Source organism: Gulosibacter macacae (assembly GCF_003865375.1).
Lineage (GTDB): Bacteria > Actinomycetota > Actinomycetes > Actinomycetales > Microbacteriaceae > Gulosibacter > Gulosibacter macacae.
This window is the reverse complement of sequence record NZ_RQVS01000004.1, coordinates 47,186-73,486: the sequence shown is the minus strand read 5'-3', so window position 1 is coordinate 73,486 and position 26,301 is coordinate 47,186. Positions and strand designations below refer to the sequence as shown.

At 64.9% G+C, this 26,301-nt stretch carries 27 protein-coding genes and 1 tRNA gene; 14 read left to right on the top strand and 14 right to left on the bottom strand.

Annotation, left to right across the window (positions count from 1 at the left end; translation table 11 throughout):
* Window positions 1-14: 14 nt before the first annotated feature.
* The 4 genes from EG850_RS04130 to rlmB all read left to right on the top strand — a co-directional run bounded on the left by EG850_RS04130 (window position 15) and on the right by rlmB (window position 4,489).
* Entirely contained in the window at window positions 15-497 is a 483-nt protein-coding gene (locus tag EG850_RS04130; RefSeq protein ID WP_124970390.1) for a CarD family transcriptional regulator, read from the top strand.
* A 136-nt stretch (window positions 498-633) separates the two neighbouring features.
* A complete protein-coding gene (gene ispD, locus EG850_RS04125) occupies window positions 634-1,896 on the top strand; it encodes a 2-C-methyl-D-erythritol 4-phosphate cytidylyltransferase (protein WP_124970387.1) in 1,263 nt (420 codons plus the stop codon).
* 191 nt (window positions 1,897-2,087) lie between these two features.
* Complete coding sequence (gene cysS / locus EG850_RS04120; RefSeq protein ID WP_124970384.1) at window positions 2,088-3,491, top strand: cysteine--tRNA ligase; 1,404 nt, start codon at window positions 2,088-2,090, stop codon at window positions 3,489-3,491.
* A complete protein-coding gene (gene rlmB / locus EG850_RS04115; RefSeq protein ID WP_124970381.1) occupies window positions 3,488-4,489 on the top strand; it encodes a 23S rRNA (guanosine(2251)-2'-O)-methyltransferase RlmB in 1,002 nt (333 codons plus the stop codon). The genes cysS and rlmB overlap by 4 nt, the downstream gene beginning before the upstream one ends.
* Window positions 4,490-4,626: 137 nt before the next feature.
* On the opposite strand, the gene EG850_RS04110 is transcribed toward rlmB, so the two are convergent.
* The gene (locus EG850_RS04110) at window positions 4,627-5,733 is read right to left on the bottom strand and encodes an ABC transporter ATP-binding protein (protein ID WP_124970378.1); all 1,107 of its coding nucleotides are present in this window, start codon (window positions 5,731-5,733) and stop codon (window positions 4,627-4,629) included.
* Between the two features lie 70 nt (window positions 5,734-5,803).
* Between EG850_RS04110 and EG850_RS04105 the strand changes: the two genes are divergently transcribed.
* Window positions 5,804-5,876: transfer RNA gene (locus tag EG850_RS04105), tRNA-Thr, on the top strand.
* 9 nt (window positions 5,877-5,885) lie between these two features.
* Here EG850_RS04105 and msrB read toward each other — a convergent pair.
* Window positions 5,886-6,293, bottom strand: a complete 408-nt coding sequence (msrB, locus tag EG850_RS04100) for a peptide-methionine (R)-S-oxide reductase MsrB (RefSeq protein WP_124970375.1) — start codon at window positions 6,291-6,293, stop codon at window positions 5,886-5,888.
* Between the two features lie 105 nt (window positions 6,294-6,398).
* Here msrB and EG850_RS04095 point away from each other — a divergent pair, with 105 nt between their 5' ends.
* From EG850_RS04095 to groL, 4 genes are all read left to right on the top strand, one after another.
* Window positions 6,399-6,680 carry a DUF3263 domain-containing protein gene (locus EG850_RS04095; protein ID WP_235829203.1) on the top strand — a complete coding sequence of 94 codons (282 nt, stop codon included), beginning with the start codon at window positions 6,399-6,401 and terminating at the stop codon, window positions 6,678-6,680.
* Between the two features lie 14 nt (window positions 6,681-6,694).
* Entirely contained in the window at window positions 6,695-7,267 is a 573-nt protein-coding gene (locus tag EG850_RS04090; RefSeq protein ID WP_124970369.1) for a LytR C-terminal domain-containing protein, read from the top strand.
* A gap of 160 nt (window positions 7,268-7,427) precedes the next feature.
* A complete protein-coding gene (locus EG850_RS04085) occupies window positions 7,428-7,637 on the top strand; it encodes a cold-shock protein (RefSeq protein ID WP_124970366.1) in 210 nt (69 codons plus the stop codon).
* Between the two features lie 151 nt (window positions 7,638-7,788).
* On the top strand, window positions 7,789-9,405 hold the full coding sequence (groL, locus tag EG850_RS04080) for a chaperonin GroEL (protein WP_124970363.1): 1,617 nt from the start codon (window positions 7,789-7,791) through the stop codon (window positions 9,403-9,405).
* Window positions 9,406-9,470: 65 nt separating this feature from the next.
* Here groL and EG850_RS04075 read toward each other — a convergent pair whose 3' ends face one another.
* From EG850_RS04075 to EG850_RS04065, 3 genes are all read right to left on the bottom strand, one after another.
* Complete coding sequence (locus EG850_RS04075; RefSeq protein WP_124970360.1) at window positions 9,471-9,758, bottom strand: WXG100 family type VII secretion target; 288 nt, start codon at window positions 9,756-9,758, stop codon at window positions 9,471-9,473.
* 68 nt (window positions 9,759-9,826) lie between these two features.
* Window positions 9,827-11,632, bottom strand: a complete 1,806-nt coding sequence (locus EG850_RS04070) for a sensor histidine kinase (RefSeq protein WP_124970357.1) — start codon at window positions 11,630-11,632, stop codon at window positions 9,827-9,829.
* A 3-nt stretch (window positions 11,633-11,635) separates the two neighbouring features.
* The gene (locus EG850_RS04065; RefSeq protein WP_124970354.1) at window positions 11,636-12,337 is read right to left on the bottom strand and encodes a response regulator transcription factor; all 702 of its coding nucleotides are present in this window, start codon (window positions 12,335-12,337) and stop codon (window positions 11,636-11,638) included.
* 66 nt (window positions 12,338-12,403) lie between these two features.
* On the opposite strand from EG850_RS04065, the gene EG850_RS04060 reads away from it, so the two are divergent.
* Window positions 12,404-13,204 (top strand): methyltransferase domain-containing protein, encoded by an 801-nt coding sequence (locus EG850_RS04060; protein ID WP_124970351.1) that lies wholly within the window; start codon window positions 12,404-12,406, stop codon window positions 13,202-13,204.
* 130 nt (window positions 13,205-13,334) lie between these two features.
* Here the strand turns inward: EG850_RS04060 and EG850_RS04055 are convergent, their stop codons facing one another.
* From EG850_RS04055 to EG850_RS04020, 8 genes are all read right to left on the bottom strand, one after another.
* Window positions 13,335-13,862: a GNAT family N-acetyltransferase gene (locus EG850_RS04055; RefSeq protein WP_124970348.1), complete on the bottom strand. Its 528-nt coding sequence runs from the start codon at window positions 13,860-13,862 to the stop codon at window positions 13,335-13,337.
* Window positions 13,862-14,902, bottom strand: a complete 1,041-nt coding sequence (locus EG850_RS04050) for an LLM class flavin-dependent oxidoreductase (protein WP_124970345.1) — start codon at window positions 14,900-14,902, stop codon at window positions 13,862-13,864. The genes EG850_RS04055 and EG850_RS04050 overlap by 1 nt, the downstream gene beginning before the upstream one ends.
* A gap of 38 nt (window positions 14,903-14,940) precedes the next feature.
* A complete protein-coding gene (locus tag EG850_RS04045; RefSeq protein WP_124970342.1) occupies window positions 14,941-15,702 on the bottom strand; it encodes an amino acid ABC transporter ATP-binding protein in 762 nt (253 codons plus the stop codon).
* Window positions 15,699-16,505, bottom strand: a complete 807-nt coding sequence (locus tag EG850_RS04040; protein WP_124970339.1) for an amino acid ABC transporter permease — start codon at window positions 16,503-16,505, stop codon at window positions 15,699-15,701. Before EG850_RS04040 ends, EG850_RS04045 begins: the two co-directional genes overlap by 4 nt.
* A 7-nt stretch (window positions 16,506-16,512) precedes the next feature.
* Complete coding sequence (locus EG850_RS04035) at window positions 16,513-17,373, bottom strand: transporter substrate-binding domain-containing protein (RefSeq protein WP_124970336.1); 861 nt, start codon at window positions 17,371-17,373, stop codon at window positions 16,513-16,515.
* Between the two features lie 134 nt (window positions 17,374-17,507).
* Window positions 17,508-19,157: a DNA repair helicase XPB gene (locus EG850_RS04030; protein ID WP_124970333.1), complete on the bottom strand. Its 1,650-nt coding sequence runs from the start codon at window positions 19,155-19,157 to the stop codon at window positions 17,508-17,510.
* Window positions 19,158-19,212: 55 nt separating this feature from the next.
* Window positions 19,213-20,979 (bottom strand): helicase-associated domain-containing protein, encoded by a 1,767-nt coding sequence (locus EG850_RS04025; protein WP_124970331.1) that lies wholly within the window; start codon window positions 20,977-20,979, stop codon window positions 19,213-19,215.
* A complete protein-coding gene (locus EG850_RS04020) occupies window positions 20,976-21,245 on the bottom strand; it encodes a hypothetical protein (RefSeq protein ID WP_124970328.1) in 270 nt (89 codons plus the stop codon). The genes EG850_RS04025 and EG850_RS04020 overlap by 4 nt, the downstream gene beginning before the upstream one ends.
* Window positions 21,246-21,438: 193 nt before the next feature.
* Between EG850_RS04020 and EG850_RS04015 the strand changes: the two genes are divergently transcribed.
* Complete coding sequence (locus tag EG850_RS04015) at window positions 21,439-21,822, top strand: cold-shock protein (RefSeq protein WP_124970325.1); 384 nt, start codon at window positions 21,439-21,441, stop codon at window positions 21,820-21,822.
* Window positions 21,815-22,858 carry a DUF3027 domain-containing protein gene (locus EG850_RS04010; protein ID WP_185714935.1) on the top strand — a complete coding sequence of 348 codons (1,044 nt, stop codon included), beginning with the start codon at window positions 21,815-21,817 and terminating at the stop codon, window positions 22,856-22,858. The genes EG850_RS04015 and EG850_RS04010 overlap by 8 nt, the downstream gene beginning before the upstream one ends.
* Before the next feature lie 84 nt (window positions 22,859-22,942).
* Here EG850_RS04010 and serC read toward each other — a convergent pair whose 3' ends face one another.
* Entirely contained in the window at window positions 22,943-24,052 is a 1,110-nt protein-coding gene (serC, locus tag EG850_RS04005; protein WP_124970319.1) for a phosphoserine transaminase, read from the bottom strand.
* Between the two features lie 87 nt (window positions 24,053-24,139).
* On the opposite strand from serC, the gene EG850_RS04000 reads away from it, so the two are divergent.
* A complete protein-coding gene (locus EG850_RS04000) occupies window positions 24,140-24,829 on the top strand; it encodes a metal-dependent transcriptional regulator (RefSeq protein WP_124970316.1) in 690 nt (229 codons plus the stop codon).
* Window positions 24,830-25,195: 366 nt separating this feature from the next.
* Window positions 25,196-26,206, top strand: coding sequence for an NlpC/P60 family protein (locus tag EG850_RS03995; protein ID WP_124970313.1), 1,011 nt, complete (start codon window positions 25,196-25,198; stop codon window positions 26,204-26,206).
* Window positions 26,207-26,301 lie beyond the last annotated feature (95 nt).

Here is a 26,301-nt window from a genome sequence, read left to right as displayed (position 1 = left end):
AGGGGAAATTGTCTATGAAGCTCGAGGTTGGCGAGACCGTCGTTTACCCGCACCATGGTGCGGCGACCATCGAAGAGGTCAAGGTCCGGGTCATCCGGGGCGAAGAAAAGACGTATCTCAAGCTCAACGTCGCGCAGGGTGATCTCACCATCGAGGTGCCGGCAGAAAATGTCGAGCTCGTCGGTGTTCGCGATGTGATTAATGAGCAGGGACTCAACAAGGTGTTCGACGTGTTGCGCGCGCCGATCACTGAAGAGCCGACCAACTGGTCGCGCCGCTACAAGTCCAATATGGAGAAGCTCGCGTCGGGCGACGTCATCAAGGTGTCTGAGGTCGTTCGCGACCTCTGGCGTCGCGACCAGGACAAGGGCCTGTCGGCTGGCGAGAAGCGCATGCTCTCGAAGGCACGTCAGGTGCTCGTGTCGGAGCTCGCGCTCGCGCAAGAGACTGACGAGGATGCGGCAAACCTGCACCTTGACGAGGTGCTCGCGTCGTAGTTCGCCTGCACTGCAATGTGCAACACGCAAATGGCCGCCCGAGGGCGGCCATTTGCGTTTCTGCCAACCTTGGCTGGTTGAGTAGCGCGAAGCGCGTACCGAAACCACCGCCACGTCCCTCTGACAAACTGACTGCATGCCTGCATCCTCGAAGCCCTGCACCGGAGTCGTCATTGTTGCCGCGGGCAGCGGCACGAGATTGGGTGCCGGTGTCCCGAAAGCGTTCGTGGAACTCGGCGGCGAGACGTTGCTCGCCCACGCACTGCGCGGCCTGACCGGGCTACCAGGTGAGGTCGCCGTGGCAATTGCCGTGCCCGCCGCGGATGCACCTCGCCGACAGCTCGCTGAGTCACTCATCACCACCGAACTCGCGATGCTCGGCGAGCGTCTGGTCCACGCGAGCTGTGTCGACGGCGGCAAAACCCGCAGCGAATCGGTTGCCGCCGCGCTGACTACATTGCCCGACCACTGTGATGTGGTGCTCGTCCACGACGCTGCCCGCGCACTTACCCCCGCAACGCTCGTGGCTGCGGTGGCCGGTGCCGTGCGCGCGACCGGCCATGGCATCGTGCCGGCGCTGCCGGTCGTCGACACGCTCAAGCAAGTGGATGCATCCGGTCGCGTGCTCGACACCGCCGACCGCGAGGTGCTGCGTGCGGTGCAAACCCCGCAGGGCTTCCCGGCAGCGCAGCTGCGGACTGCCTACGCCGCGGCGGGCGCCGAAGCGACCGATGATGCCGGCACCTTTGCGGCGGCAGGCGGCATCGTCGAGGTCATCGCGGGCGATGACCGTGCCTTCAAAGTGACGACACCCGCTGACCTTGCCCGAGCAGAGCGAGCCGTGCAGCTCTCGAAGGGCGGGGGTGCTTCGAGAGCCTCAGCACACGGGGGAACCTCAGCACACGGGGGAGCGTCAGCATACGAGGTCGAGCTCCGCGTCGGCATCGGCACTGATGTGCACGCCTTCGACGACACCTCGCCGTGCTGGCTTGCGGGACTCCACTTCCCAGGTGAGCGCGGACTGTCCGGCCACTCCGATGGCGACGCTGCCGCCCACGCCCTCGTCGACGCCCTGCTCGGCGCCGCCGGGCTCGGCGACATCGGCTCGCGCTTCGGTGTCGACGACCCGCGCTACGCAAATGCGAGCGGCGAGACCTTCCTTATAGCCACCCGAGACATGCTCGCTGACGCGGGCTTCCGCATCCGCAATGCGTCAGTGCAGGTGATCTGCCAGCGCCCCCGCTTCGGCGACCGTCGCCTCGAGGCGGGTGAGGTGCTCAGCGCCGCAATCGGTGCTCCGGTGTCGGTGTCAGCGACGACGAGTGACCGGCTGGGTTTCACCGGTCGGGAAGAGGGCGTTTTCGCGGTCGCCACGGCGCTTGTCGAGCGGGCACCGTAACGCGATCTGCGATTTTCGCGCCGTTATTACCTTCAGAAGGGTTAACCGCCCGCAAAACGCAGATCGCGCAACGGCGCTCATTGAGCAAGCGCGTCAACGGAAGGGCGGATTCGAGCTGGATGAGGTCGCCTGCGACAACATCGCCGCGAAATCCGCCCATCGCGCAACGCCCGCCCGCCTAGACTGGAGCGGTGACTCAGCGCCTCTACGACTCTCGCCAGCAGACCCTCGTCGACTTCACCCCGCTTCAGCCGGGCGAAGTGTCGATGTATGTCTGTGGCCCGACCGTGCAATCGGCGCCCCACGTTGGCCACCTGCGCTCCGCGCTCGTCTACGACCAGATTCGTCGCTGGTTTGACCACGAGGGGATGCGCGTCACGCTCGTGCGCAACGTCACCGATATCGAAGACAAGACGCTCGCAAACGCCACGCCAGAAGAACCGTGGTGGGCGCTCGCGTACCGCGTCGAGCGCGAGTTCAACGCGGCCTACGCGACCCTGCGCATCCTCGCCCCAACCTATGAGCCGCGCGCGACCGCCTCGATTCCCGAGATGCAGGCGATCATCACCCGGCTGATCGACCGGGGACACGCCTACGTTGCCGACGACGGCTCGGGCGATGTCTGGTTCGATACCGCGAGCTGGGCCGACTATGGCGAGCTCACGCATCAAAAGCCCGCCGATATGGAGGCGGGGGAGCAGGCGCGCAATAAGCGTTCGCCGCAAGACTTCGCGCTCTGGAAGGGCCGCAAGCCCGGCGAACCCGATTCGGCGACCTGGGCTTCGCCCTGGGGTGCGGGGCGCCCCGGCTGGCACATTGAGTGCTCGGCGATGTCGACGAAGTACCTCGGCACCGAGTTCGATATTCACGGTGGCGGACGCGATCTGCGCTTCCCACACCACGAGAACGAACTCGCGCAATCGCGCGCTGCTGGGGATGCATTCGCTCGCCACTGGTTGCACAACGGTCTCGTGTCGCTCGGCGGCACGAAGATGTCGAAGTCGGTCGGCAATGTCGTGTCGGCGGCCGAACTCCTCGGCGATCGTCGCCCGATTATCGTGCGCTACCTCCTTGGTTCAGCGCACTATCGCTCGACGATTGAGCTGAGCGATGAGGCCTATGCCGAGGCCGAAGCCTCATTCGGACGCATTGAGGGCTTCCTCGACCGGGCTGCCCGTTCGCTTGGCGAGACCGAGGTTGCTGCTGAGCTTCCCGAAGCCTTCCGCACCGCGATGCTCGATGACTTTGGGGTGCCGCAGGCGGTCGCGGCCATCCACGAAGCGGTAACCCGTGGCAATCAGGCGCTCGAGTCGGGCGACGACGCCAATGCTCGGGATGAAGCGGCCGCCGTGCGCGGGATGCTCAGCATCCTCGGCGTCGACCCGCACGCTGAAGAGTGGGCCGAGACAGGCTCATCGGCGGATGCCGAACACGCAGCGCTTGATTCGCTGGTGCGCACGCTCCTCGAGCAGCGCGCCGAAGCCCGTGAGGCCAAGGATTGGGCCGCCGCAGACCGCATCCGCGATGGCCTCGCCACCGCCGGTATCACTATTGAAGACACCCCGCAGGGGTCGCATTGGAGCGTGAACGCATGAGTAACCCGTCGAGAAACCGACCCGGTTCGATCCGCAAGGGCGGCAAGAAGGGTCCCCTAAAAGGCACCGGCGGCCACAGCCGCAAGGCGCTGGAAGGTAAGGGTCCGACGCCGAAAGCCGAAGACCGCCACTGGGCCAAAGACCGCCGTCGCAAGGCTGCGGCCGAAGCGAAGGCTACGGGCCGCACGCCGGGACGTCCGCAACAGCAGCAGCGTCGTCGCCCGGCTGGTTCGGCAAGCGCCGAACACGAGATGGTGACCGGGCGTAATTCAGCGCTCGAGGCGCTGCGGGCGGGCATCCCGGCTACGACGGTGTACGTGGCCTCGAATATCGATCTCGATGACCGGATGAAGGAAATCATCCAAATCGCGGCGAAGCGCGAGATCCCGATGCTCGAGATCACGCGCCAAGAAATGGACCGGATGACGCCGTTCGATGCGGTGCACCAGGGCATTGCGCTCAAGGTGCCGCCGTATGAGTACGCCGATCCGATTGACCTGCTCGAGCTGTCGATTTCGCGGGCGCAGACGCCGCTGTTTGTCGCGCTTGATGGCATCACCGATCCGCGTAATCTCGGCGCCATCGTGCGCTCGGTCGCAGCGTTCGGTGGCCAGGGCGTGATTGTGCCGCAGCGCCGTGCGGCTGGCATGACCGCCTCGGCGTGGAAGACTTCGGCGGGTGCCGCTGCCCGCCTGCCGGTGGCACTCGCGACGAACCTCACGAACACTGTCAAGGCATTCAAGGATGCGGGCGTGTTTGTCATCGGGCTCGATGGCGAGGGTGAGGTGTCGCTGCCGAATCTCGAGCTGGCGACCGAGCCGCTGCTCATCGTGGTCGGCTCGGAGGGCAAGGGGCTTTCGCGCCTGGTCGCTGAGCACTGCGACGCGATCGTGTCGATTCCGATTGACTCGGCGACCGAGTCGCTCAACGCCGGTATCGCCGCGTCGGTGACGCTCTACGAGGTGTCGCGCCTGCGGGCAGCGGCGGCTGCGGAGTAGCGGCGGCATCTCGATACGGCCTTCGGCCTACCCTTCGAGAGCCTCAGGGCACCGCTCGATGGACCAGGGGTGGCCTGCGGCCTACCCTTCGAGGGCCTCAGGGCACCGCTCGATGAACCAGGGGTGGCCGCCGCGCCCTACCGCTCCGGCGTGAGCGGGTTGTCGATGCGCTCACCGGTTGCGGCATCAAACACGTGCAGGCGCGCAAGATCGGGAATCACCCGCACCACATCACCCGGAACCGGGTGGTTGCGGCCATCAACGCGCGCGACGAAATCCAGATCCTTGTCGCCGAGGCGCGCATCCCCGTAGAGGTAGCCGTCCGAGCCGAGCTCTTCAACGAGCGCAACCTTGAGCTCGATCCCTGGCTCACCCTCACCAGCCAAACGCAGATCCTCAGCCCGAATGCCAACGCGCACCTCACGCTCACCAATGCTCGCGAGTAGCTCGGCCGGCAGTCGGAACGTGTCCGCGTCGCTCAGACAAAGCGCACCCTCAGTGATGCGCGCATCCCACACGCTCATCGCCGGCGAGCCAATAAAGCGGGCCACAAACTCGTTGACCGGGCGATCGTAAAGCTCCTGCGGCGTGCCAAGCTGCTGCAGGCGACCCTGATCGAGCACCGCGATGCGGTCGCCCATGGTCATCGCCTCGGTCTGGTCGTGCGTTACATAGACCGTGGTCGTGCCGAGGCGTCGCTGCAGGGATGCGATCTGCGTGCGGGTCTGCACGCGCAACTTCGCGTCGAGGTTTGACAGCGGCTCATCCATGAGGAACACCTGTGGCTCGCGCACAATCGCGCGGCCCATCGCCACGCGCTGGCGCTGACCACCCGAGAGTTCAGCCGGGTGACGGTGCAAGAGCGGTTCGAGGTCGAGCAGCTTCGCCGCTTCGAGCACACGCTCGTGAATCTCGGCCTTCGGGGTCTTGCGCGTGCGCAGACCAAAGCCCATGTTCTGCTCGACCGAAAGGTGCGGGTAGAGCGCGTAATTCTGGAAGACCATGGCGATATCGCGGTCTTTCGGGGCGACATCGGTGACATCGCGATCGCCGATGAGCACGGTGCCCGAGTCGATCGGGTCGAGGCCGGCGAGCATGCGCAGGGTCGTGGTCTTACCGCATCCTGATGGCCCGACGAGCACGAGAAACTCACCGTCGTTGATCTCGAGGTCGAGATTGTCGACAGCATTGCGGGTCGCGCCGGGGAAGCGGCGGGTCACGCCTTGGAATGTCACGGTAGCCATGGCGATCAATCGTAGTTGCACGCACTTGGATGCACGGTACCGGCCGCGGAATGGTTACGATGTACGGGTTGCCCGCTTAGCTCAGTTGGTAGAGCAGCTGTCTTGTAAACAGCAGGTCGCAGGTTCGAGTCCTGTAGCGGGCTCTGTTGCCGCTACTCGTCGTCGTCAGGCACGAACTCGAGCGAGGCGGAGTTCATGCAGTAGCGGTTGCCGGTCGGGGTGCCGTAACCATCCGGGAAAACGTGGCCGAGGTGGCCGCCGCAGCGCGCGCAACGCACCTCGACCCGGCGCATCCCGAGCGAATTGTCTTCGAGATGCTCGACCGACTCGGCGCGTAGCGGCTCCCAGAAGCTTGGCCAACCGCATCCGGCATCAAACTTCGTCTGTGCCCGGAAAAGCGCATTGCCGCAACCACGACAGACGTACTCGCCCGCGCGCCACTCGTCGTTCAGCGCACCGGTGAACGCCGGCTCAGTGCCAGCCTGGCGCAAAATGTGGAACTCCTGCGGGTTGAGAACCGCCCGCCACTCATCGTTACTGCGCTCAACTTCGTAGCTCATGCCGGTCAGTGTACGCGCGCCGCCCACATAACGACCCGGCCGAGTCGTACACTCGGGGACACTCGAACGACACACGAGCTGAGCACTAGCGGGGGAGGGATGCACGTGGCGCAACCATCGGCAAAGGCCGCGCACGACGACCTCACCGAGCTGGAAGCTGCGCTCCTTGAGTTCGAAGAGTTGCATCCGGCTCATTCGCTCGCGAAAGCGGATGCACTGCGCGACCGGTTTGGTATGTCACCGGCGCGCTACTATCAGACTCTTGGCATCCTGATTGAGTCGTCGGCGGCGCTTCGTGCGCATCCGCTACTCGTCGGGCGGCTTCGTCGCACACGTGACGAACGACGCCTTCGTCGCCGTGGCGATGGCTCGCGCGCAACCCAGTAAGGACCCCCGGCAACGTGAAGTATCCGAAGGATCGTTTTGATGACTTCCCGTCATCACTCAACCGTCGTGGTGCCCACCGTGCGCCGCGCACGCGGCTGTCGAAGATCGGATCCTGGCTCATCGCGCTCGCGTCGGTCGTGTTGCTTGTCGGCATCGGCGTTGGCGTGATGTGGATGATCGACCGTCAGGTGCAGTTCTCGGGCTCGATGGGCGACCCGACCCCCACACCCACTGAGACAGCGCAAGAATCGAGCGAGACCCCGACGCCGACACCTGAGGCGCCGGTGGCGACCTTCGATGCTCAGATTGCTGTGTCGGTGCTCAACGGTGCCGGACTCGGCGGACTTGCTACGGCGGGTTCCGGCGTCTTGGAGGGTGAGGGATGGAATGTTCAGGTCATTGATGACGCTGACCATTCCAACTACGAGTCGACGACAGTTGCGGTCAACAGCGAAGCCGATCTCGGTGCCGCGCTCGCGGTCGTCGAAGCACTCGGTTTCGGTGAGGCGATCGTTGACCCGGCGCAGGCTTCGCCGGGCGAACTCATCGTCATCCTCGGCGCTGATGCGGCTGGCCTGCTCAACTAGCCTTCGCTGAGTTATCTCTACAAACGTAGCTTTTCTGGTTTGATCTGCGTTTACCTCGCGCACGGTAGCCGGTCATAGTCCGACCCCATGCGCGTCAGTTCTCGTCAGTAGGGTCGCCGCGCGCAGAGGATGCGCGTGGCAACAATGAGAGGCAACGGTTATGGCTACTGGCACCGTGAAGTGGTTCAACGCTGAAAAGGGATTCGGCTTCATTACCGTTGACGGCGAAGCTGCGCAGGATGTGTTCGTGCACTATCGCTCGATCGATATGCCTGGCTTCCGCACCCTTGATGAGGGTCAGCGAGTTGAGTTTGAAATCGTGGCTGGTGACAAGGGTCCGCAGGCAGATCAGGTGCGTGCCGAGCGCTAGGCCATAACTTCGACGTTCGCTCAGCGCGGAGCCGGTCCGGCTCGCTTGCACTCTCAGGGTGCGAGTGCAAACATGGTCTTTGGCACTCGGAGACCCGGAGTGCCAATAGCTAGGACCGAAGACTCCCGTCCGGGAAAGGACGCAAGAACTTATGTCGAAGATGATCGCCTTTGATGAAGAGGCTCGCCGCGGGCTTGAGCGTGGTCTCAACCTGCTCGCCGACACCGTGAAGGTGACGCTTGGCCCGCGCGGCCGCAACGTCGTGCTTGAGAAGAAGTGGGGCGCCCCCACCATCACGAACGATGGCGTGTCGATCGCGAAGGAGATCGAGCTCGAGGACCCGTTCGAGAAGATCGGCGCCGAGCTCGTCAAGGAGGTCGCCAAGAAGACTGACGACGTCGCCGGTGACGGTACGACCACCGCAACGGTGCTCGCCCAGGCGCTCGTCAAGGAAGGCCTGCGCAACGTCGCCGCCGGCGCCGACCCCATCTCGGTCAAGCGCGGTATCGACAAGGCCGTGGCTGCGGTGACCGAGCACCTGCTCTCGACCGCCAAGGAAGTTGAGACCAAGGACCAGATCGCCGCGACCGCGTCGATCTCGGCCGCTGACCCGGAGATCGGCCAGATCATCGCCGAGGCGATCGACAAGGTCGGTAAGGAAGGCGTCGTCACCGTCGAGGAGTCGAACACCTTCGGCACCACGCTCGAACTCACCGAGGGTATGCGCTTCGACAAGGGCTACCTCTCGCAGTACTTCGTCACCGACGCCGACCGCCAGGAAGTCGTGTTCGAGGACCCGTACATCCTCATCGCAAACAGCAAGATCTCGAACGTCAAGGACCTCCTCCCGGTCGTTGACAAGGTGATGCAGGCTGGCAAGCAGCTCCTCATCATCGCTGAGGACGTCGACGGCGAAGCCCTCGCGACCCTCGTGCTCAACAAGATCCGCGGCATCTTCAAGTCGGCTGCCGTCAAGGCTCCCGGCTTCGGCGACCGCCGCAAGGCCATGCTCCAGGACATCGCCATCCTCACCGGCGGCCAGGTCATCACCGAAGAGGTCGGCCTCAAGCTCGAGAACACGACCCTCGACATGCTCGGCCGTGCTCGCAAGGTGGTCATCACCAAGGACGAGACCACGATCATCCAGGGTGCCGGCGAGCAGGACGTCATCGAGGGTCGCGTTGCCCAGATCAAGGGCGAGATCGCGAACACCGATTCGGACTACGACCGCGAGAAGCTCCAGGAGCGCCTCGCCAAGCTCGCCGGTGGCGTCGCCGTCATCAAGGCTGGCGCGGCCACCGAGGTCGAGCTCAAGGAGCGCAAGCACCGCATTGAGGACGCTGTCCGCAACGCGAAGGCTGCCGTTGAAGAGGGCATCGTCGCCGGTGGTGGCGTGGCGCTCGCGCAGTCGGGTGCAATCATCGACGCCCTCGAGCTCAACGGTGACGAGACCACCGGTGCCAACATCGTCAAGGCCTCGCTCGACGCGCCGCTCAAGCAGATCGCGATCAACGCTGGCCTCGAGCCGGGCGTTGTCGCCGAGAAGGTGCGTAACCTCGACAACGGCCACGGCCTCAACGCCGCGACCGGCGACTACGTCGACATGGTTGCCACTGGCATCCTCGACCCGGTGAAGGTGACCCGCTCGGCGCTGCAGAACGCAGCTTCGATCGCTGGCCTCTTCCTCACCACCGAGGCTGTTGTCGCTGACAAGCCGGTTCCGCCGGCCGCTCCGGGTATGGACCCGGGCGCAGGCATGGACTTCTAAGCCTGAGTAGCTAACTCAAACGGGCGGTTCCCCTCGCGGGAACCGCCCGTTTGCTGTGCGCGCGGCTACGAAAACATGCGGATGACGTCGTTCTCGGTCGAGCCGTAGTGGTCGGCAGCCATGCTGAGCGCCTGGTTGAGGTTGAACGCGGCGGTCTCAACGGCAGATTGCACCCCGCGCCACTCGACCACCGAGTCTTGGAAGGCCACCGAGGCCTGGCCCGTCCAGCTGCCCTCGAGGGCACCGAGGGTGGTGGTGAGGTCGGATGCGGCATTCTGCACCGCGTCAATCTGCCCCTGGGCCGTGCCCACGGTGGCAACCAACTGATCCGAGTCGACGGTGTACTGAGCCATGTCTCATTCCTTTCGTGCATCCCCGCGCGCGGTGGGCGCGGGTGACGAGGGGAATGTAGAACGACTACTCAGCCAACGTCGGTGAGCGAGGCTCCTCCTGTGGATGTTTGAGTTTCCACAGGGGGTGCGGTCAAAAGTGGGAAGCAGAGCCGGAAGGTGGCGCCGCCGCCCGGAGTGCCGACGACATCGACAGTGCCCTCGTGGGCCTGCATGATCGCCGACACGATGGCGAGGCCGAGGCCCGTGCCACCGGTCTCACGGGCGCGCGAGGTGTCGGCGCGCCAGAATCGCTGGAAGATCTGCTTGCGCATCTCGGGCGGAATGCCATCGCCGTGGTCAATGATCTCGATCGTGGCCCGGCGACGCTCGACATCGACCACCACACCGACTTCAAGCGGGGTGCCCTCGGGGGTGTAGCGCAGCGCATTGCCGAGGAGGTTCTGCACGCCCTGGCGCACCTTGTCACTATTGCCATAGATCATGGCGGGCACATCAGACTCATCGTCATCGAGCCACTCATCCACCTCGGGCGTCGCCTCGACAACCGGCTCGGCCACCGGCACTTCGTCGGCCGCGCGTCGGCGACGGCCAAGTGACGGCACGAGGCGGATGCGGCCGGTACCGCGCCGACGTCGCGCACCATTGCCGGTGGCAGCTTCGCTCGCCTCCGGTTCGCGCTCGGGTGCGGCGGGTTCGTCGGCGAGCGGCGCGCGCCCGCCTGCATCCACGAACCCCTCGCCAAACGCGCTTTCGTTCGGGTCGTAAGACGTGTCGCCGGGCAGTACCACTCGCGTTGGCAAGACCCGCACGAGACGGTCTGGTGACTGGGCTGTGGTGTCGAGCGCAGCATCCTCGGCAATGGGCTCGAGATCGATGATGTCCTTCGGCATCTCACGCGACTCATCGAGACGGGCAAGTTGCAAGAGGTCTTCAACGAGCCCGGCCATGCGCTTCGCCTCGCCCTCGATGCGGTCCATCGCCTGGAGCACCTTGTCATCGTTGTCGAGTGCGCCCATGCGGTAGAGCTCGGCATAGCCACGCACGGTGACGAGGGGAGTGCGTAGCTCGTGGCTCGCATCCCCAACAAAGCGACGCATCTGGAGAATCGTGCGGTCACGGTCGTCGAAGGCCGAATCAATGCGCCCCAGCATCGAGTTGAGCGAGCGCGACAGGCGGCCCACTTCGGTGTTGGGGGTCGACTCCGGCAGGCGCTGCTCATAGTCACCCGCGGCGAACGCCATGGCGGTCGACTCCACCTGTCGCAGCGGTTGCAACGTCACTGAGACGAGCAATCGCGTGAGCGCGGCGGCGAAGATGAGCACCGAAAGCGCGAAGCCAAAGAAGATCGCGAGGAAGCTCGCCATCGTCGCGTTCACCGTCGACATCGGCAACGACATGACCAGCACGCCGTGCACGGTGTCAGCGTGATACTGGCCTTCAACGACCGTGACGCTGCGCCATGGCGAGCCGAGTTCATCCCGAACCTCGGTGATTTCATGCGAGGGGGCAAGCCCCGGCCGCGCCTCGCGCACCAGCTCACCGACTTCGGGTGCGAGCGTGCGCAGGCGGCCTGACCAATTGTCGACGAGCAGGCGCCCATCGGGGCTCACCACGGCGACGTAGTACGGCTGCGGGGCGTTACGAATGTTCTCGTAGCCGAATTGCCCAGTCACCGGATCGCCACCGATCACCAGCGTCGGATCCGACGCCGCCGCGAGGAGCGACGTATCGAGCTGGTTGACCAGTGTCGGCCGAAGCAAGAGCGTCGTGCCGATGCCCGCGATGAGCAGTGACAGCGCGAGCAACGCCACGTTGACGAGGGTGAGCTGATTACGCAGTGAGAGGTTGTCCCACCGCGCGAGCCGTTTGGCCACGGGCTATGCCTTGGTGCCGGGCACCTTGAGCATGTAACCGAAACCGCGCTTGGTCTGGATGAGCGGCTCAGCGGTGTGCGAATCAAGCTTGCGACGCAGGTACGAAATGTACGACTCGACAATGCCCGCATCGCCGTTGAAGTCGTACTCCCACACGTGGTCGAGAATCTGCGACTTCGAGAGCACCCGGTTGGGGTTGAGCATGAGGTAGCGCAGCAGCTTGAACTCGGTCGGGCTGAGGTCGACCGGATCATCGGCAACGAACACCTCGTGGGTGTCCTGGTCCATCGTGAGGTCGCCCACGCGAATCACGGCTTCTTCTTCGGTCTGCATCGTGCGGCGGAGGATAGCCTTGATGCGCGCGACGATCTCGTCAAGCGAGAAGGGCTTGGTGACGTAGTCGTCGCCGCCGGCATTGAGACCCTCGATCTTGTCCTCAGTGTCATCTTTCGCGGTGAGGAACAGGATGGGGGAGGTGTAGCCGGAGGCGCGCAGGCGCTTGGTGACACCGAAGCCCGACATGTCCGGGAGCATGACGTCGAGGACAATCAGGTCGGGTTCTTCATCAATCACTGCGGCAATGGCGCCAGCCCCGTTCCCGACGGTACGCACCATGAAACCGGCAAAGCGCAGGCTTGTCGAGAGCAGTTCACGGATGTTCGGTTCGTCATCGACGACCAGAATCTTGGGTCCACCTTCAGTCATAGTCATCAGTATTGCGCTGTTCTGCTGTGCGAACTCTTAGATGCCGCGCGGTGGCAAGATTGCGCTATGTCTCGCTATCTGCACGGTCACGCCGAATCAGTGCTCGCATCCCACGCCACGCGCTCTGCCGCGAACTCGTGCGGCTATCTCATTCCGCACCTCGAACCGGGGATGCGGTTGCTCGACGTGGGGAGCGGACCGGGCACGATCACGCTTGACCTCGCCGCGCTCGTGGGCGAAACGGGTCAGGTCATCGGCATCGAGCCGGTCGAGGCTGGGCTTGCCGCCGGTCGCGCCGAGGCTGCCCGCCGCGGTGACACCCGCACCCGCTTTGAACTCGGCAATGTGTTTGACCTTGCCGACGCCGACGACTCCTTCGATGTGACGCATGCGCACCAGGTGCTCCAGCACCTCACCGATCCGCCTGCGGGCCTGCGCGAAATGGCGCGGGTGACTCGGACCGGTGGCATTGTTGCTGCGCGCGATGCCGATTACGAAGAGATGAGTTGGTGTCCGATCGTGCCCGAACTCGAGCGCTGGCGCGAGCTGTATCTTGCGATCGCGCGTGCGAACGGTGCGTTTCCCGATGCGGGGCGGCGGATGCGCGGCTGGGCGAACGCGGCCGGGCTCACCGACCAGCTCATCACCACCTCGGCGTGGACGTATGCGACGCCGGAACTCACCAAGTGGTGGGGCGATTCGTGGTCGGTGCGAGCGCTCGAATCGCGCTTCACCGAGGAGGTGCTCGGTCGGGGACTGGCCGATCGTGCCGAGCTCGAGGCGATTTCGGCGGCGTGGAAAGCGTGGGGCGAGCATCCCGATGCGATGTTCATCATGGCGCACATCGAGTTGCTCGCGCGGGTATGAGCGAGTGCTGAGGTTCTCGAAGCACACGGTGTGCTGGCGCTTCGAGAGCCTCAGCGCGCGGGGTTGGGCGTCAGCGCGCGGGGTTGGGCGTCAGCGTGCGGGGCTGGGTGTCAGCGTGCGGGGCTGGGCATCAGCGCACGGCCAGCGAGTAGCTGCGCACATCGATGATCTTGCGACCACCGATCCACACACCATCTCGCTCGGCTACGCGGGCGTAACCGAGCGATTCGTAGAGCGCGTGGGCACCGTGCATCTCATGTGCTGACTTGAGGAATACGGCGCCATAGCCGTGTGCCCGAGCGTGCTCTTCGACATGCGCCATGAGCGCGCGGGCGATCCCGCGGCGGCGCGCAGTCGGCGACACCGCAAGCAGGCGCAGATCGAGTTCATCGCTCGCCGCATCCTCGTGCAACGCCACGGCCCCCGGCCGACGCACGGTCACCGCGCCGAGCACCTCGTCGCTCGTCGCATCAGCGGCCACCCACACATCGTGATCGACCGCACGCAACGCCGCGCGCCGGGCAAACTCATCGTTGCCCGGCACGGCGTCGTAATCGTGCGCATAGGCGGCCGCGACCACCGCATCCACGGTCTCGGCCTCCTCCGGACGCATGAGTCGAATCAGCAGACCGGCTGCTTGCGACTCAAGCGGGCTCATCAAGCGTTCGCCGGCGTCCACCCAAGTGCCGGACCAATCACGGTCGCGAGCTGGGTAAGCATCTGCTTCCAATCATCGAGTTCCATCTCGAACGGCAACTCGAAGAGGTAGTCGTCGGCGGCCTGGAAAGCCGGGTCGTTCTTGATGAATTCGATGATCTCGTCATTCGAGCCGAGCACATCAAGCGCGATGATGGTGCCGCGGCCGTGCACCGACTTCGTGCGCTCGGTGCGTCCCTCGGCGTACTCGCGGTACTTGCGCAGCTGCTCGGGGGTCGCGCCATCGGTCGGCACGAGCACGCGAGCCACGGTGGCGCGGGCAGCGTCACCAAGCGGTGAGGCGGCGCGATAGGCGTCGATCTGCTCGCGCTGGTTCACGCCGTAATCAACGAGTTCACCGGTGTTCGACGACGAGATGTTCGAGACGAGCCAGTGGAAGCCGTTCTCGCCGGCCCACTGGGCCGAGCGAAGCGAACCACCGCCGTACCAGAGCCGGTCGGCAAGGCCCTCGCTCATCGGTTCCACGCGCTCCGAATCGAAGTCGCCACCGATGCCCTGGTATTCGGGAATATCGCGTACTTTGTCGCCGCGCAGGAATGAGCGCAGACGCTCGAGGCGGCCGTAGGAGTAGTCCTCGTCGCGCCAGCCGTTGTCGTGAACGAGGTCGTTGACGGTCTCGTCGTAGCTCGGCGGATGCACCGACAGACCCGGCAGTAGGCGGCCGCCCGAAAGCGCATCCGCGGTGCCGAGGTCTTCAGCAAGGCGGAACGGGTTCTCGAACCCGACCGGAATGACCGCGTTTCCGAGGCCGATGCGCTCGGTCACCTGCGAAACGGCGCCGAAAAACACGGATGCACTGGGCAAGCCGTACTGCATGTGGCGGGTGCGCACCCAGCCAGAGTCGAGGCCGAGTTCTTCGGCGAACTTGAACAGTTCAACACCTTCGCGCAGGCCCGTGGCCGGGTCGTTGCGGTCGAAGGGAACGAGGTGGATGAAGCCGAGGTTGCGCAGCGGGCGCGAAGCGGCGGGCGTGGAAGACATCGCAAATCCTTTCTGGGGGAGCGAACTAAGTCGGAGCGTTAGATCTGGTAGTCGGCGGTGCCGTGGGCGAGGTGGTAGTCGCGGAGGAACGAACGCGTGCGTTCCGAGGCGTGCGGGCCGAAGAACTCGTCGGGAGTGGCATCCTCGATGAGTTCGCCATGCTCGAGGAAGAGCACGCGATTGGCGACCTGGCGCACGAAGTTCATTTCGTGCGAAACGAGCACCATGGTTTGGCCGTTGGCCGCAACCTGACGGATGGTGGCGAGCACCTCGCCGACGAGCTCCGGGTCAAGCGCCGAGGTCGGCTCGTCGAGCAGGAGCACTTCGGGTTCCATGGCGAGCGCTCGAGCAATGCCGACGCGCTGCTGCTGGCCACCTGAGAGCTGGGCCGGGTAGTGGTCGAGGTGCCCCGAGAGCCCCACCCGGTCAAGCTGTTCGCGAGCGAGCTGTTCGGCTTCGGCCGCCTCGATGCCGCGCACGACGCGCAGGCCCTCTGTGACGTTTTCGAGCGCGGTCTTGCGACAGAACAGGTTGAACTGCTGGAAGACCATCGCCGTGCGGCGACGCATCGCGAGCACATCGTGGCGTGAGGCGCTCGCCGCATCCACGCTGAGATCGCCGAGGGTGAGCTGGCCCGAGTCAGGCTGCTCGAGCAGGTTCAGGCAGCGCAGGAGCGTCGACTTGCCGGCACCTGACGAGCCGACGATGGCGGTCACCGAGCCTGGTTCAAGCTCGAAACTGAGACCGCGCAGAATCTCACGGTCACCGAATGACTTCTTGAGGTTGGCGATCGAAATCATGCCGGGCCCCTTTCACTGTCAACCCGAGATGCCACCGCGGCGGAGCCGACGGGCGTCGGCTCGGGCGCTGCCGCCACCTGTCCCTTGCGTTTGCGGGGGCCGGTGGTTGGCAGCGAGAGGCGCGCCTCCATGCGTCGAGTGATCTGCTCGACGATGACGGTCATCGCCCAGTAGACGATTGCGGTGGCGAGATAGGCCTCGAAATAGCGGTAGTCGCGGCCACCGAGGATCTTCGCGAAGGCGGTGATCTCGATCACCGAGACGACGAACGCGAGCGACGATTGCTTGAGCATCCCAATGAAGTGGTTGACGAGCGTCGGGAACGCAACGACCGTGGCGTTCGGAATGGTGATGCGCGTGAGCGTTTGCCACGGCGTCATTCCGAGCGACTGGGCCGCTTCGATTTCTCGACGGTCAACCGAGAGCAGGGATGCACGAATCGTTTCGCTCGCGTACGCCGCCTCGTTGAGCGCGAAGGTGAATGTCGCGACGATGAAGGGCGAGAGCGCCAGCGCATCCCAGTTCGTGCCAAAGGTCTGGTTCGACCAGATCACGAAAATCGGCATCGCATTGATGTTGAGCAGCAGCTGCACGAGGATCGGCGTACCACGCAGGTACGAGACGATCACGGCGGCAATCTGGCTCAACACGGGCGTGCGGGCCATCTTGATCAGCGCGAAGACGAGCCCCACGATGATGCCGAAGGCCGTCGCCAGCACCGCCAAGGCGAGCGTGACGGGGATGTACGGGATCAGCTGCAGCGCGTAGCTGCCGATGGCCCCGAAATCGATGATGCTCTCCACCGGTCGATTACTCCTTCGGAGTCATGTCGGCGCCGAAGAACTCCTCGCTCAGCTCCTTGAGCTTGCCATTGGCCTTGAGTTCGGCCAGCGCCGCATTGAAGTCGGCTACCACCTGGTCGACGTTTGGCGTCTGCTTCGAGAAGGCGAGTGCCGAGTTGAGGTTGGTGCCGAAGTTCTCGACGAGGTACTCGCCGGGAAGCGCTGCAAAGGTGATCGAGGGGTCACCTTTGCTGTAGCCCTGGTAGGCGACGCGCTCGACGAAGATGAAGTCGACCTGACCGGCAATGAGGTTATTGAACTGCGATTGCAAGTCGAGCTCGGTGTACTGGATGTTCACCTGCTTGTCGGGGTGCTGCTCGTTGTAGCTTTCGAGCACCTTCGTGAAGTTGAGGCCGGGCTGACCGTAGGTAGTCTGGCCAGCGAGCTCTTCGAGTGAGGCGAACTCGGTCTTGCCGGTGTCGGTCTTCACGACCGCACCGAACTGCGCGGTGATGTAGGGGTCAGAGAAGTCGTACTTCTGCTTTCGCTCTTCGGTGACCGAGAGGTTGTTCGCGACGATGTTGTAGCGGCCCGAGTCAAGGCCAGGGAAGATGCCCTGGAAGTCGGTGGCTTCAAACTTCACTTCGTACTGCGGGAGCATCTCGTCGATCGTGCGGACGATCTCGATGTCGTAGCCGGTGAATTCGCCGTCGTCGCCGATGTAGGTGTAAGGGCGGGGTTCGCCCGCGGTCGCGACGACGAGCGTCTGCACCGCGGCGCCATCAGTGCTTTCGGCGGCTGGGTCAGCGGCCGGAGCGCAAGCGCTGAGTCCGACGATGAGTGCCGCGGCAGTGCCGAGAGCAAGAGAAAAACGGGGAGCGCGTGCCATGTTGGTGTCCTTTCAGAGGAGGAGAACACCGAGCAAGCTACGCGCATTCCAAATTACTTGCACGCGCAAGTAGCGAATGTGACCTTATGCGTCGTAATAGAGACCGACGCTCTGCGTCACAAGCAGCATCGCCGCTACGCGTCGACGTCTGCGAGCACATCCGCAGCGTCGAGAATCGAGTAGGCATACCCCTGCTCCGCAAGGAACCGCTGACGGTTCTGCGCGAAGTCTTGGTCGACCGTGTCGCGTGAGACGAGCGTGTAGAACGACGCGGTCACCCCGGTCGACGAGGGACGCAACAGGCGACCGAGGCGCTGCGCCTCTTCCTGCCGCGAGCCATACGAACCGGAAATCTGAATCGCGACCGAAGCATCCGGCAGATCGACCGAGAAGTTCGCGACCTTCGAGACGACGAGGACGCGCGCATCCCCGTTGCGGAACGCTTCAAAAAGCTCCTCGCGCTCCGCGACCGGGGTCTGGCCAGTGAGCTTCGGCACCCCGAGCTCGGCGGCGATTTCGTCGATCTGGTCGAGGTACTGACCAATGATCAGGATGCGCTCGTCGGCGTGCTTGCGCACGAGCGCCCGCACGACATCGAACTTTGCCGGGGCGCTCGCGGCAATGCGGTAGCGATCCTCATCGGATGCGCTGGCGTACGCCATGCGGTCGTCATAGGGAAGATCGACGCGGATTTCGAAGCACTCGGCGGGGGAGATGAAGCCCTGGCGCTCGATGTCCTTCCACGGCGCGTCGAAGCGCTTCGGGCCAATGAGCGAGAACACATCCGACTCGCGGCCGTCTTCGCGCACGAGCGTCGCGGTGAGGCCGAGGCGGCGGCGGGCCTGCAGGTCGGCGGTGAGCTTGAACACGGGTGCCGGCAGCAGGTGCACCTCGTCATACACGATGAGACCCCAATCGAGCGCGTCGAGTAGCGAAAGGTGCGTGTACTCGCCCTTTCGGCGTGCCGTGAGGATTTGGTAGGTCGCGATGGTGACGGGCTTGATCTCTTTGGTTTCGCCGGAGTACTCGCCGATCTCGTCTTCAGTGAGCGAGGTGCGGCGGAGGAGTTCGGCGCGCCACTGCCGGGCCGACACCGTATTGGTCACGAGGATGAGGGTGTTCGTGTCGGCCGCCACCATGGCGCCCGCGCCAACGATGGTCTTGCCGGCGCCACAGGGGAGCACGACGACGCCCGAACCGCCATCAAAGAATTGCTCGACAGCCTGGCGCTGATAGTCGCGCAGGGCCCAGCCGTCTTCGACGAGCTCAATTTCATGCGGGCTACCGGGGGTGTAACCCGCGTGGTCGTCGGCCGGCCAGCCGAGCTTCACGAGTTGCTGCTTGAGCGAGCCTCGTGCCCAATCGTCGACGCGGAAGCTTGTGTCATCGAGGCGCCCAAGCAAGAGCGGCGCGATGTGCTTGTTCGCCGCGACCTGGGTGAGTACGGCCTCATCATTCGAGCGCAGCACGAGCCCTTCGTCATCACGATCGACGACGAGGCGGCCGAAGCGGCCGACGGTGTCGCGCAGGTCAATTTCGACCGCGTCGGGCACCGGAAACTTCGCGTAGCGGTTGAGCGTCTCGAGCATCTCATCGGCGGTGTGGCCGGCGGCACGGGCATTCCAGAGCCCGAGCCGGGTGATGCGATAGGTGTGGATGTGTTCGGGCGCGCGCTCAAGTTCGGCAAAGACCGCGAGGGCGTGGCGCGCCTCCTCAGACTCTGGATGCGCAACCTCGAGCAACACTGTGCGGTCGCTCTGAACAATTAGGGGGCCAAGAGTCATAACGGACGATTGTAGTCCGGCTGGATTTTCGTCGTGTGCTGAGGCACCCGAAGCATCAGTCGTCAAGCGACACAATCGACGCGAGCGGCAGGGTCCGCTCGACTTCTGCATCCTCATCGCGAGCCCGCACGCGCTGCGGTGAGACGGCAGTGGGCACCAGCCGCAGTGTCTGCGTCTCGTTCTCGCCAACCCGCACGGTCACCGCGATTGCGGTCTTGGCGCGGCGGGCGAGTTCCAGTCGGCGACGCAGCCAAGTGCTGTGATCATCACTCACATCGCTCTCGGCCGCGAGCGTCGCGAGGTCGGCGGCGGCCTTTGCCGCGGTGGGGCCGGGCTCGGCCTCATAGCTCGGGGCGGTGATGAGCGGATGCAGAGGCAGGGCATTGCCGAGCTCATCCTCGGCAACTGCCGGGTAGCGCGCGTCGAGGAGCGTCACGAGCACCGTGTGTGCCGAGACGGTCGACTCGAGCACCTCGCCCGCCGGACGCAGCCCAAGGGCCCGGAGCGAGGCATCGACGCGCAGGGCATCGAAGAGCTTCGGGTCAAGTGCCCGGACGCTGCTGCCAGCGCGGGCCGCGCCGCGCGAGCGGTCACGCACGCGCACGAGTCCGAACCGCTCCACCGTATTGCTGACGAGATAGTCGATGGGTTGCGGGATGCCCGTGAGCGAGATCCGCTCAAGGAAACCGCGAATCTCGGCCTCATTCATCCCCTCGCCGAGCGCGTGCGCAATCGACGCGGCCGTGATGCGGTACTCGCTTGCGAGCGCGCGGCGCTCAAGCGTTGAGATGCGGCGGAGCCCCGCATCGAGATCGCCGGGCAGGGGACCGGGGGCGATGATCGTCTGATCGGGCTGCAGGTAGACCTGCTCGACCTCACGCGGGAAGGCCTCGGCAACAGCGGCCTCAGCCTCATCAACCTTGCCCGCGAGCACGAGCGCACCAGCCGCGGTGAGTTGTCCGCGTTCGGCAAGCCCGAGCAGTTCCGCTTCGAGTGCGCGAGCATCACCATCGCCCGGGAGCGTGATCGCGCTCGTCGCCGAAGTGGGTTCGTCCTCGAACGCGGGGAGGTCGGTCACCACGGCGCCGCTGTCATCGCCGGCCCCGACGTGCTGCTGTAGCGCACGAATATCGCTGAGATTGAGCTCGCTGAGCCAGGCACGGATCAGCACCGACCAGCGCTGCGATGCGGGCAGGTTAATAAATGCGCGCCCGGCCGCCGTCGGATGCCACACCTCATCGAGTGGGGCCATGAGTCCGGCGCGCAGGAGCCAGCGATACATCGAGCCGATGAGGGCTGCATCCTGGTCGAGTTCGATGGCGAGGCGACGCACCTCGACGCCGCTCATGCGCACCCCGCCGCGAGCCGCGCGCACGGCGCGCGGTGCCTCATCGAGGAGCCAGAGCGCATCGTTCGCGAGTACTGCGGATGCGTGTGCCGCGGTGGCACCCGCGGTGGTGCTCTCACTGCCGACGGCAGCGTCGAAATCCGGAAGGACCGGTAGGAGTGCATCGAGCGTCGACTGCACGATCGGCAGGAGCTCCGCATCGCCACCATTCGGCACGGCGAGCATGAGCTCGGTCGCGCGCGTCAGTGCATCCTCGGTACCCGCACGCAGACCCCGTAGCGTCGGCCAATCGAGGCCAATGAGCGTGTCAGTGACATTGCGCGGAGAGTCGAGGAGTTCGGCAAGGTCGAGCAGATCCCCGATGCCGCGCGAAGCCACCCGACGCCCGGCGAGCAGGCTCGCGAATCCGGCCTCATCAAGAGGTCGCAGCGCGGTGAGAATGCGGAGCGAATCGGGAAGCTGGCCCGCCGTCATGCGGCTCGGTTCGCCCGGCGGTTCGCGACCATGCGCATCACGATGAGCGTCACGACCAGGATGAACGCCACCGGGAAGCCGTAGTAGGCGACAGCGAGGAGCGCATCCCAGTACCAGGCCGGCGGATTTCCGAACTCGAAACCGAACGCCGGCACGAGCAAAAGCACGATCAAACTCACGAGCGCGAGCACCGCAATCACCACCGACGAGATGGCGAGAATGCGCTCAAGGCGCGAGGTGGGGGCGTCTGCTCGGGAAATGCTCACCGAACCAGCCTAATCGACGAAGCCCCGCGCACGGTCGCCCGGGTAGGATAAGCGGTGGCGCGCCCACGGGGCGCACGGCATCGGGATGCGGCGAACACGTCATCGCGCACAGGTGCTGGGCGGCGAGGAACGCCGCCAAACCATTGACATTCAGACGACCGCTGCGTGGATCGCGGCACAGAGGAGATATGCCATGCCCACTGGCAAGGTGAAGTTTTTCGACGAGGACAAGGGCTTCGGTTTCATCGCGGGCGATGACGGTCAGGAAGTGTTCCTGCACACGACCGCGCTGCCGCCCGAGGTGAAGAACCTCAAGCCCGGCACCCGGCTTGAGTACGGCATCGCCGATGGCCGCCGCGGTGCCCAGGCGCTGTCAGTGCGCGTCATCGAGGCGCCGAAGTCGGTGGCAAAGCTGCACCGCAAGCCCGCCGACGATATGGCGATCATTGTGGAGGATCTCGTGAAGCTGCTCGATCGGGTGGGCGGCGACTTGCGCCGCGGCCACTACCCGAAGGCGCAGCAGGGCAAGCAGATTGCGGCGATGCTGCGCCGCGTGGCGGATGAGCTCGATGCCTGAGACGACCGAACAGCACGACGCCGAGGCCGTGAACGACTCCGAGGCCGAGCTCGAGGTGCTCGACCTCACCGAAGACGAACTCGACGAGTTGCCGCACGAGGTGCGCATCATCGAGTCGTCGGCAGTGACTCTTGCGCCCGCGCCGCTCGAGGCGGCGCCAGCTGACCCGGAACTTGCCACGGCCATCCGGGTAGCCGAGGCCGCGCTCGATGAGGTGACCGCGCCGACGAACGTCGGTGCTTTTGTCGATGTGGTGGATGAGGGCGAGGGCGTGTTCTCGTTGCGCTTCGCCACCTCGAGCCCCGGCCACAGCGATTGGTTCTGGACCGTCACCATGGTTCGCCTCGCGGATGCGGAGGAACCGTCGGTGCTCGAGTGCGAGCTGTTGCCGGGCAGCGACTCGCTCCTCGCCCCGGCCTGGGTGCCGTGGGCCGAGCGGCTTGCTCAATACCGCGCCACGCACGACCGCCACGGCAATGTCATCGTGGCAACGGATGCTGAGGCGGGCGAGGCAGAAGGCACCGAAGGTGAGACGGCGGCATCCCGCGAGTCGGTGCGCGCGAGCGGCCGCACCCGCACCCGTCGCCGCCTGCGCCGTGACCGCGAGCGGGCAAATGGCGAGGATGCGTCGGCAGACGACTCAGCCTCCGACGACGCAGCTGACACCACCGCCGCCGACGCGCCGACGAACGACTCGGCTGCGGCGCCGCCAGCCACGGAGCCCGAGGCTGACGCACCCGCGGCCGACAGCGCATCCGAGAAGAAGCGCAAGAAGCCCAAGGTCGACAAGGTCGACAAGAAGAAGTCGGCCAAGAAGAAGTCTGACAAGTCTGACAAGGCTGACAAGTCTGACAAGGCTGACAAGTCTGGAAAGCCAGATAAGAAGGCCGACAAGCACAACAAGCAGCGCTCGCGGCTTGAAGTTACCGAGGTCGTCGCGCCCCACTCATTGCCGGTTGCCGCTGACATTCGCGAGTACGCCGACGATATGGACGATGTGCTCGACGGCGTCGAGTTCGAAGACGACGCCAGCTAGCGCGGCACTTCGAGAGCCTCAGTGCACATTCGTGTGCTGAGGCGCTTGGCGCTTTAGTGTGCTGAGGCTCTCGAAGCACGTCCCCTAGAGGCGCTCGACGACGTAGTCGATGCTCGCGGCGAGGCGGCGCACATCCTCGGGTTCGACCGAGGCGAAGGTGCCGACGCGCAGCTGGTTGCGGCCGAGCTTGCGGTACGGGTCGATGTCGACCACACCATTGGCGCGCAGGGCCGCGGTGACCGCAGTACCGTCGATCGCCTCATCAAGATCGATGGTCACGACCACCTGCGAACGGTGCTCGGGGTTGGCCACATAGGCCGAGGCCCAGGGCGTGCGCTCGATCCAGTCGTAGAGGATGCCCGAAGACTCGCGGGTGCGCGCGTCGACGGCGGCGAGACCGCCGAGTTCATTCATCCAGCGAATCTGCGATTCGAGCAACGAAAGCGTCGCGAGCGCAGGCGTGTTCAGCGTCTGTTGCTTACGTGAGTTCGCGACGACATTGGTGAGATCGAGGAAGTCGGGCACATAGCGGTCCGAGGCACCGATGCGCTCGATGCGCTCGATGGCGGCGGGCGACACCAGCGCCAGCCAGAGGCCGCCATCAGCACCAAAGTTCTTCTGCGGCGCGAAGTAGTAGACATCGCACTGCGAGATATCCACCTCGATGCCGCCGGCGGCACTCGTCGCGTCGATCATGGTGAGCGCACCCGGTGCATCTACCCGGTGTACCGGCACCATGGCGCCGGTCGAGGTTTCGTTGTGCGGGGTGGCATAGAGGTCAATTCCCTCGGCCGCTTCGAGGAAGGCGACCGAACCGGGCGCGGCGTCGCGCACATCCGGCGCCTGCAGCCACGGCGCTGCTGCGGCCTTCGCGAACTTGCCGCCGAACTCGCCAAACTTCGCGGTCTGGGCGCGCGCCTCAACAAGACCGAACGCGGCCGAGTCCCAGAATGCGGTCGAGCCGCCGTTCGCGAGCAGCACCTCATAACCATCGGGGATGCGGAATAGCGTCGCGAGACCTTCTTGTACCGCACCGACGAGCTGCTTCACCGGCGGCTGACGGTGCGAAGTGCCGAGGATGTCGCGGCCACGCGCAACGAGGTCGTCAAGCTGCTGCTGGCGCACGAGCGAGGGGCCGGATCCGAACCGGCCGTCGTGGGGGAGGAGGTCGGTGGGAATGGTGATCTCGGTCATGGCTCAAGCCTATGACGATCGGGATCGGTAGGCTGACGCTGTCCGATCTACGCAATGATCCAAGCAATACCGAGAGAGGAGTGGCTCGTGGCAAACCTCGTGGACACCACTGAGATGTATCTGCGCACCATTCTCGATCTCGAAGAAGAAGGAATTGTGCCCCTGCGCGCGCGAATCTCTGAGCGCCTTGGCCATTCTGGTCCCACGGTGTCGCAGACGATTGCGCGGATGGAGCGCGACGGTTTGGTCGAGGTGGCAGAAGACCGCCGCCTCGTGCTCACCGTTGACGGCCGCCAGAAGGCGGTACGGGTGCTCCGCAAGCACCGCATTGCCGAGGGGCTTTTGGCCAACCTCATTGGACTCGACCTCAAGCTCGTGCACGATGAGGCCTGCCGCTGGGAACACGTCATGAGTGACGACGCCGAGCGACGGATCTTTGAATTGCTCGGACGGCCCACCGAATCGCCCTATGGCACGCCCATTCCGGGGCTCGAAGAGTTTGGTGCGGAAGCTGGCGCGGATTTCTTGGCCGGCGTGCATCCGCTCGTCGATTCCAAGCTCGATGGCGAAACTCGCCTCACAGTGCGTCGTATCGGCGAGCCAGTGCAGGCCGACCTAGAGACGCTCGAATTGCTCCAGGATGAGGGTGTGCTGCCGGGCTCGGTCGTCACGGCCCAGCCGGGCGCCCGTGGGCGCGTGATGGTGTTCCGCGTGGGTGCAGAGTCGGGAATCGAACTGCCAGCCGAGGCTGCCGGCCACATTTACGTGGCGATCTAGCGCGAAAGATCACGACGAGTCACGGCGTGGTCACGAGCAGGTCACGGGTCGTGTAACATCGTCTGCGGATCTGCTTCACCCCCGCACTTCGCCGAAATCACGCCGAACTTCGCGGATGCAGCTCCCGAATCCCACGCGAATCCGCGAGTGAATCGCGGCCCGGAATCCACGTCGTTACCGGTTTGTGAGATTTTTGTCACCAAAGCGTGACATTTCCGAGATCTTTCGTTATCGTCGTATCCATCGACGAACGCATTCCGCGTTCTGGTCCGATCAGAGCGTCACTACCCGCCCTCTGAACGGCATCGCCAGAAGAACACTGGTTGGGCGGGTTGGCTTCGGCCAAGTGACGGAGAGGGTCGAATCTTGGACAACATCACGAACATCACCGACGCGCCGCTTACTCGCCGTCAGGCTCGCGAGATCGAGCGCCGCACCGGTGTGCGCCCCGTCGCATCGTCGTCGGCATTCCGCCACGACACCGGCGAGATTGTGCGCAACGAGATGACCGCGCTCGTATCGGTGCTTCCCACCGAACTCGTCGAGCGCATCGCCGAGTCGGTTGCGCCGCGCGAAGAGATCGAGATCCCCGCAGCTTTTGACGGCCGCTCGCTCACGGTGCGCGCCGCAGTTCCCGCATCGATCGTCGCCCAGCGCCGTCGCCGTACCGCTGGGAGCTTCGCGGCCGCCGCGGCGGTGACCGCAGTTGCTTCGGTCGGCCTCGCATCGGCTGGTGCCGGCGGTGACGTCGTCGCTGCTGACCACCAGGCCAACCTGCTCACCGCGACTGCCCCGGCCGAAGCTGCCGACGAGGTTGTTGACGCTGCTGCTGAGACTGACACCATCGCTCCTGCGGCGCCGGCTGTTGTGACCGAGGGTGAAACCACGGTCGCTGCCTTTGACAGCGCTGCCATTGCTTCGGTTGCCACCGCTGCGGTCGCAACCCCGAGCACCTCGACCTCGACCTCGTCGTCATCGTCGAGTGACTCGACCCCGGCGGCTGGCTCGTCGACGAGTAGCTTCGTGCCGACCGCAGGCTCGCTGCAGGAAAACATTCTTGCCGCTGCCTACGCGCAGATCGGTATCTCGGGCCTCGACTGCACCGACATGGTGCAGGATGCACTTGCTGCCGTCGGCCTCGTGACCAGCCGTTTCGACGGTGGCCCCGACCTCGGTGTCTCGTCGTTCTTCGCATTCGGCACCGAAATCTCGTGGGACCAGGCAATGCCCGGCGACATCATCATCGCCCCCGGTGAGCACGTGGCCATCTACGCCGGCGACGGTATGGCTGTGCACGGCGGCTGGAACGGCGCCGCTGACGACACCGTGCTCGCTGGCCTCGGCCCGTACAGCTATTACGTCGTGCGCGTCGGCTAGTCCGACCCAAGACGTATGTCGGGATGCGAACTTGAGTTCGCATCCCGACATTGCTTTTCCGGCCACGATTGAAGTTGAGAAATCTGGACGTGACC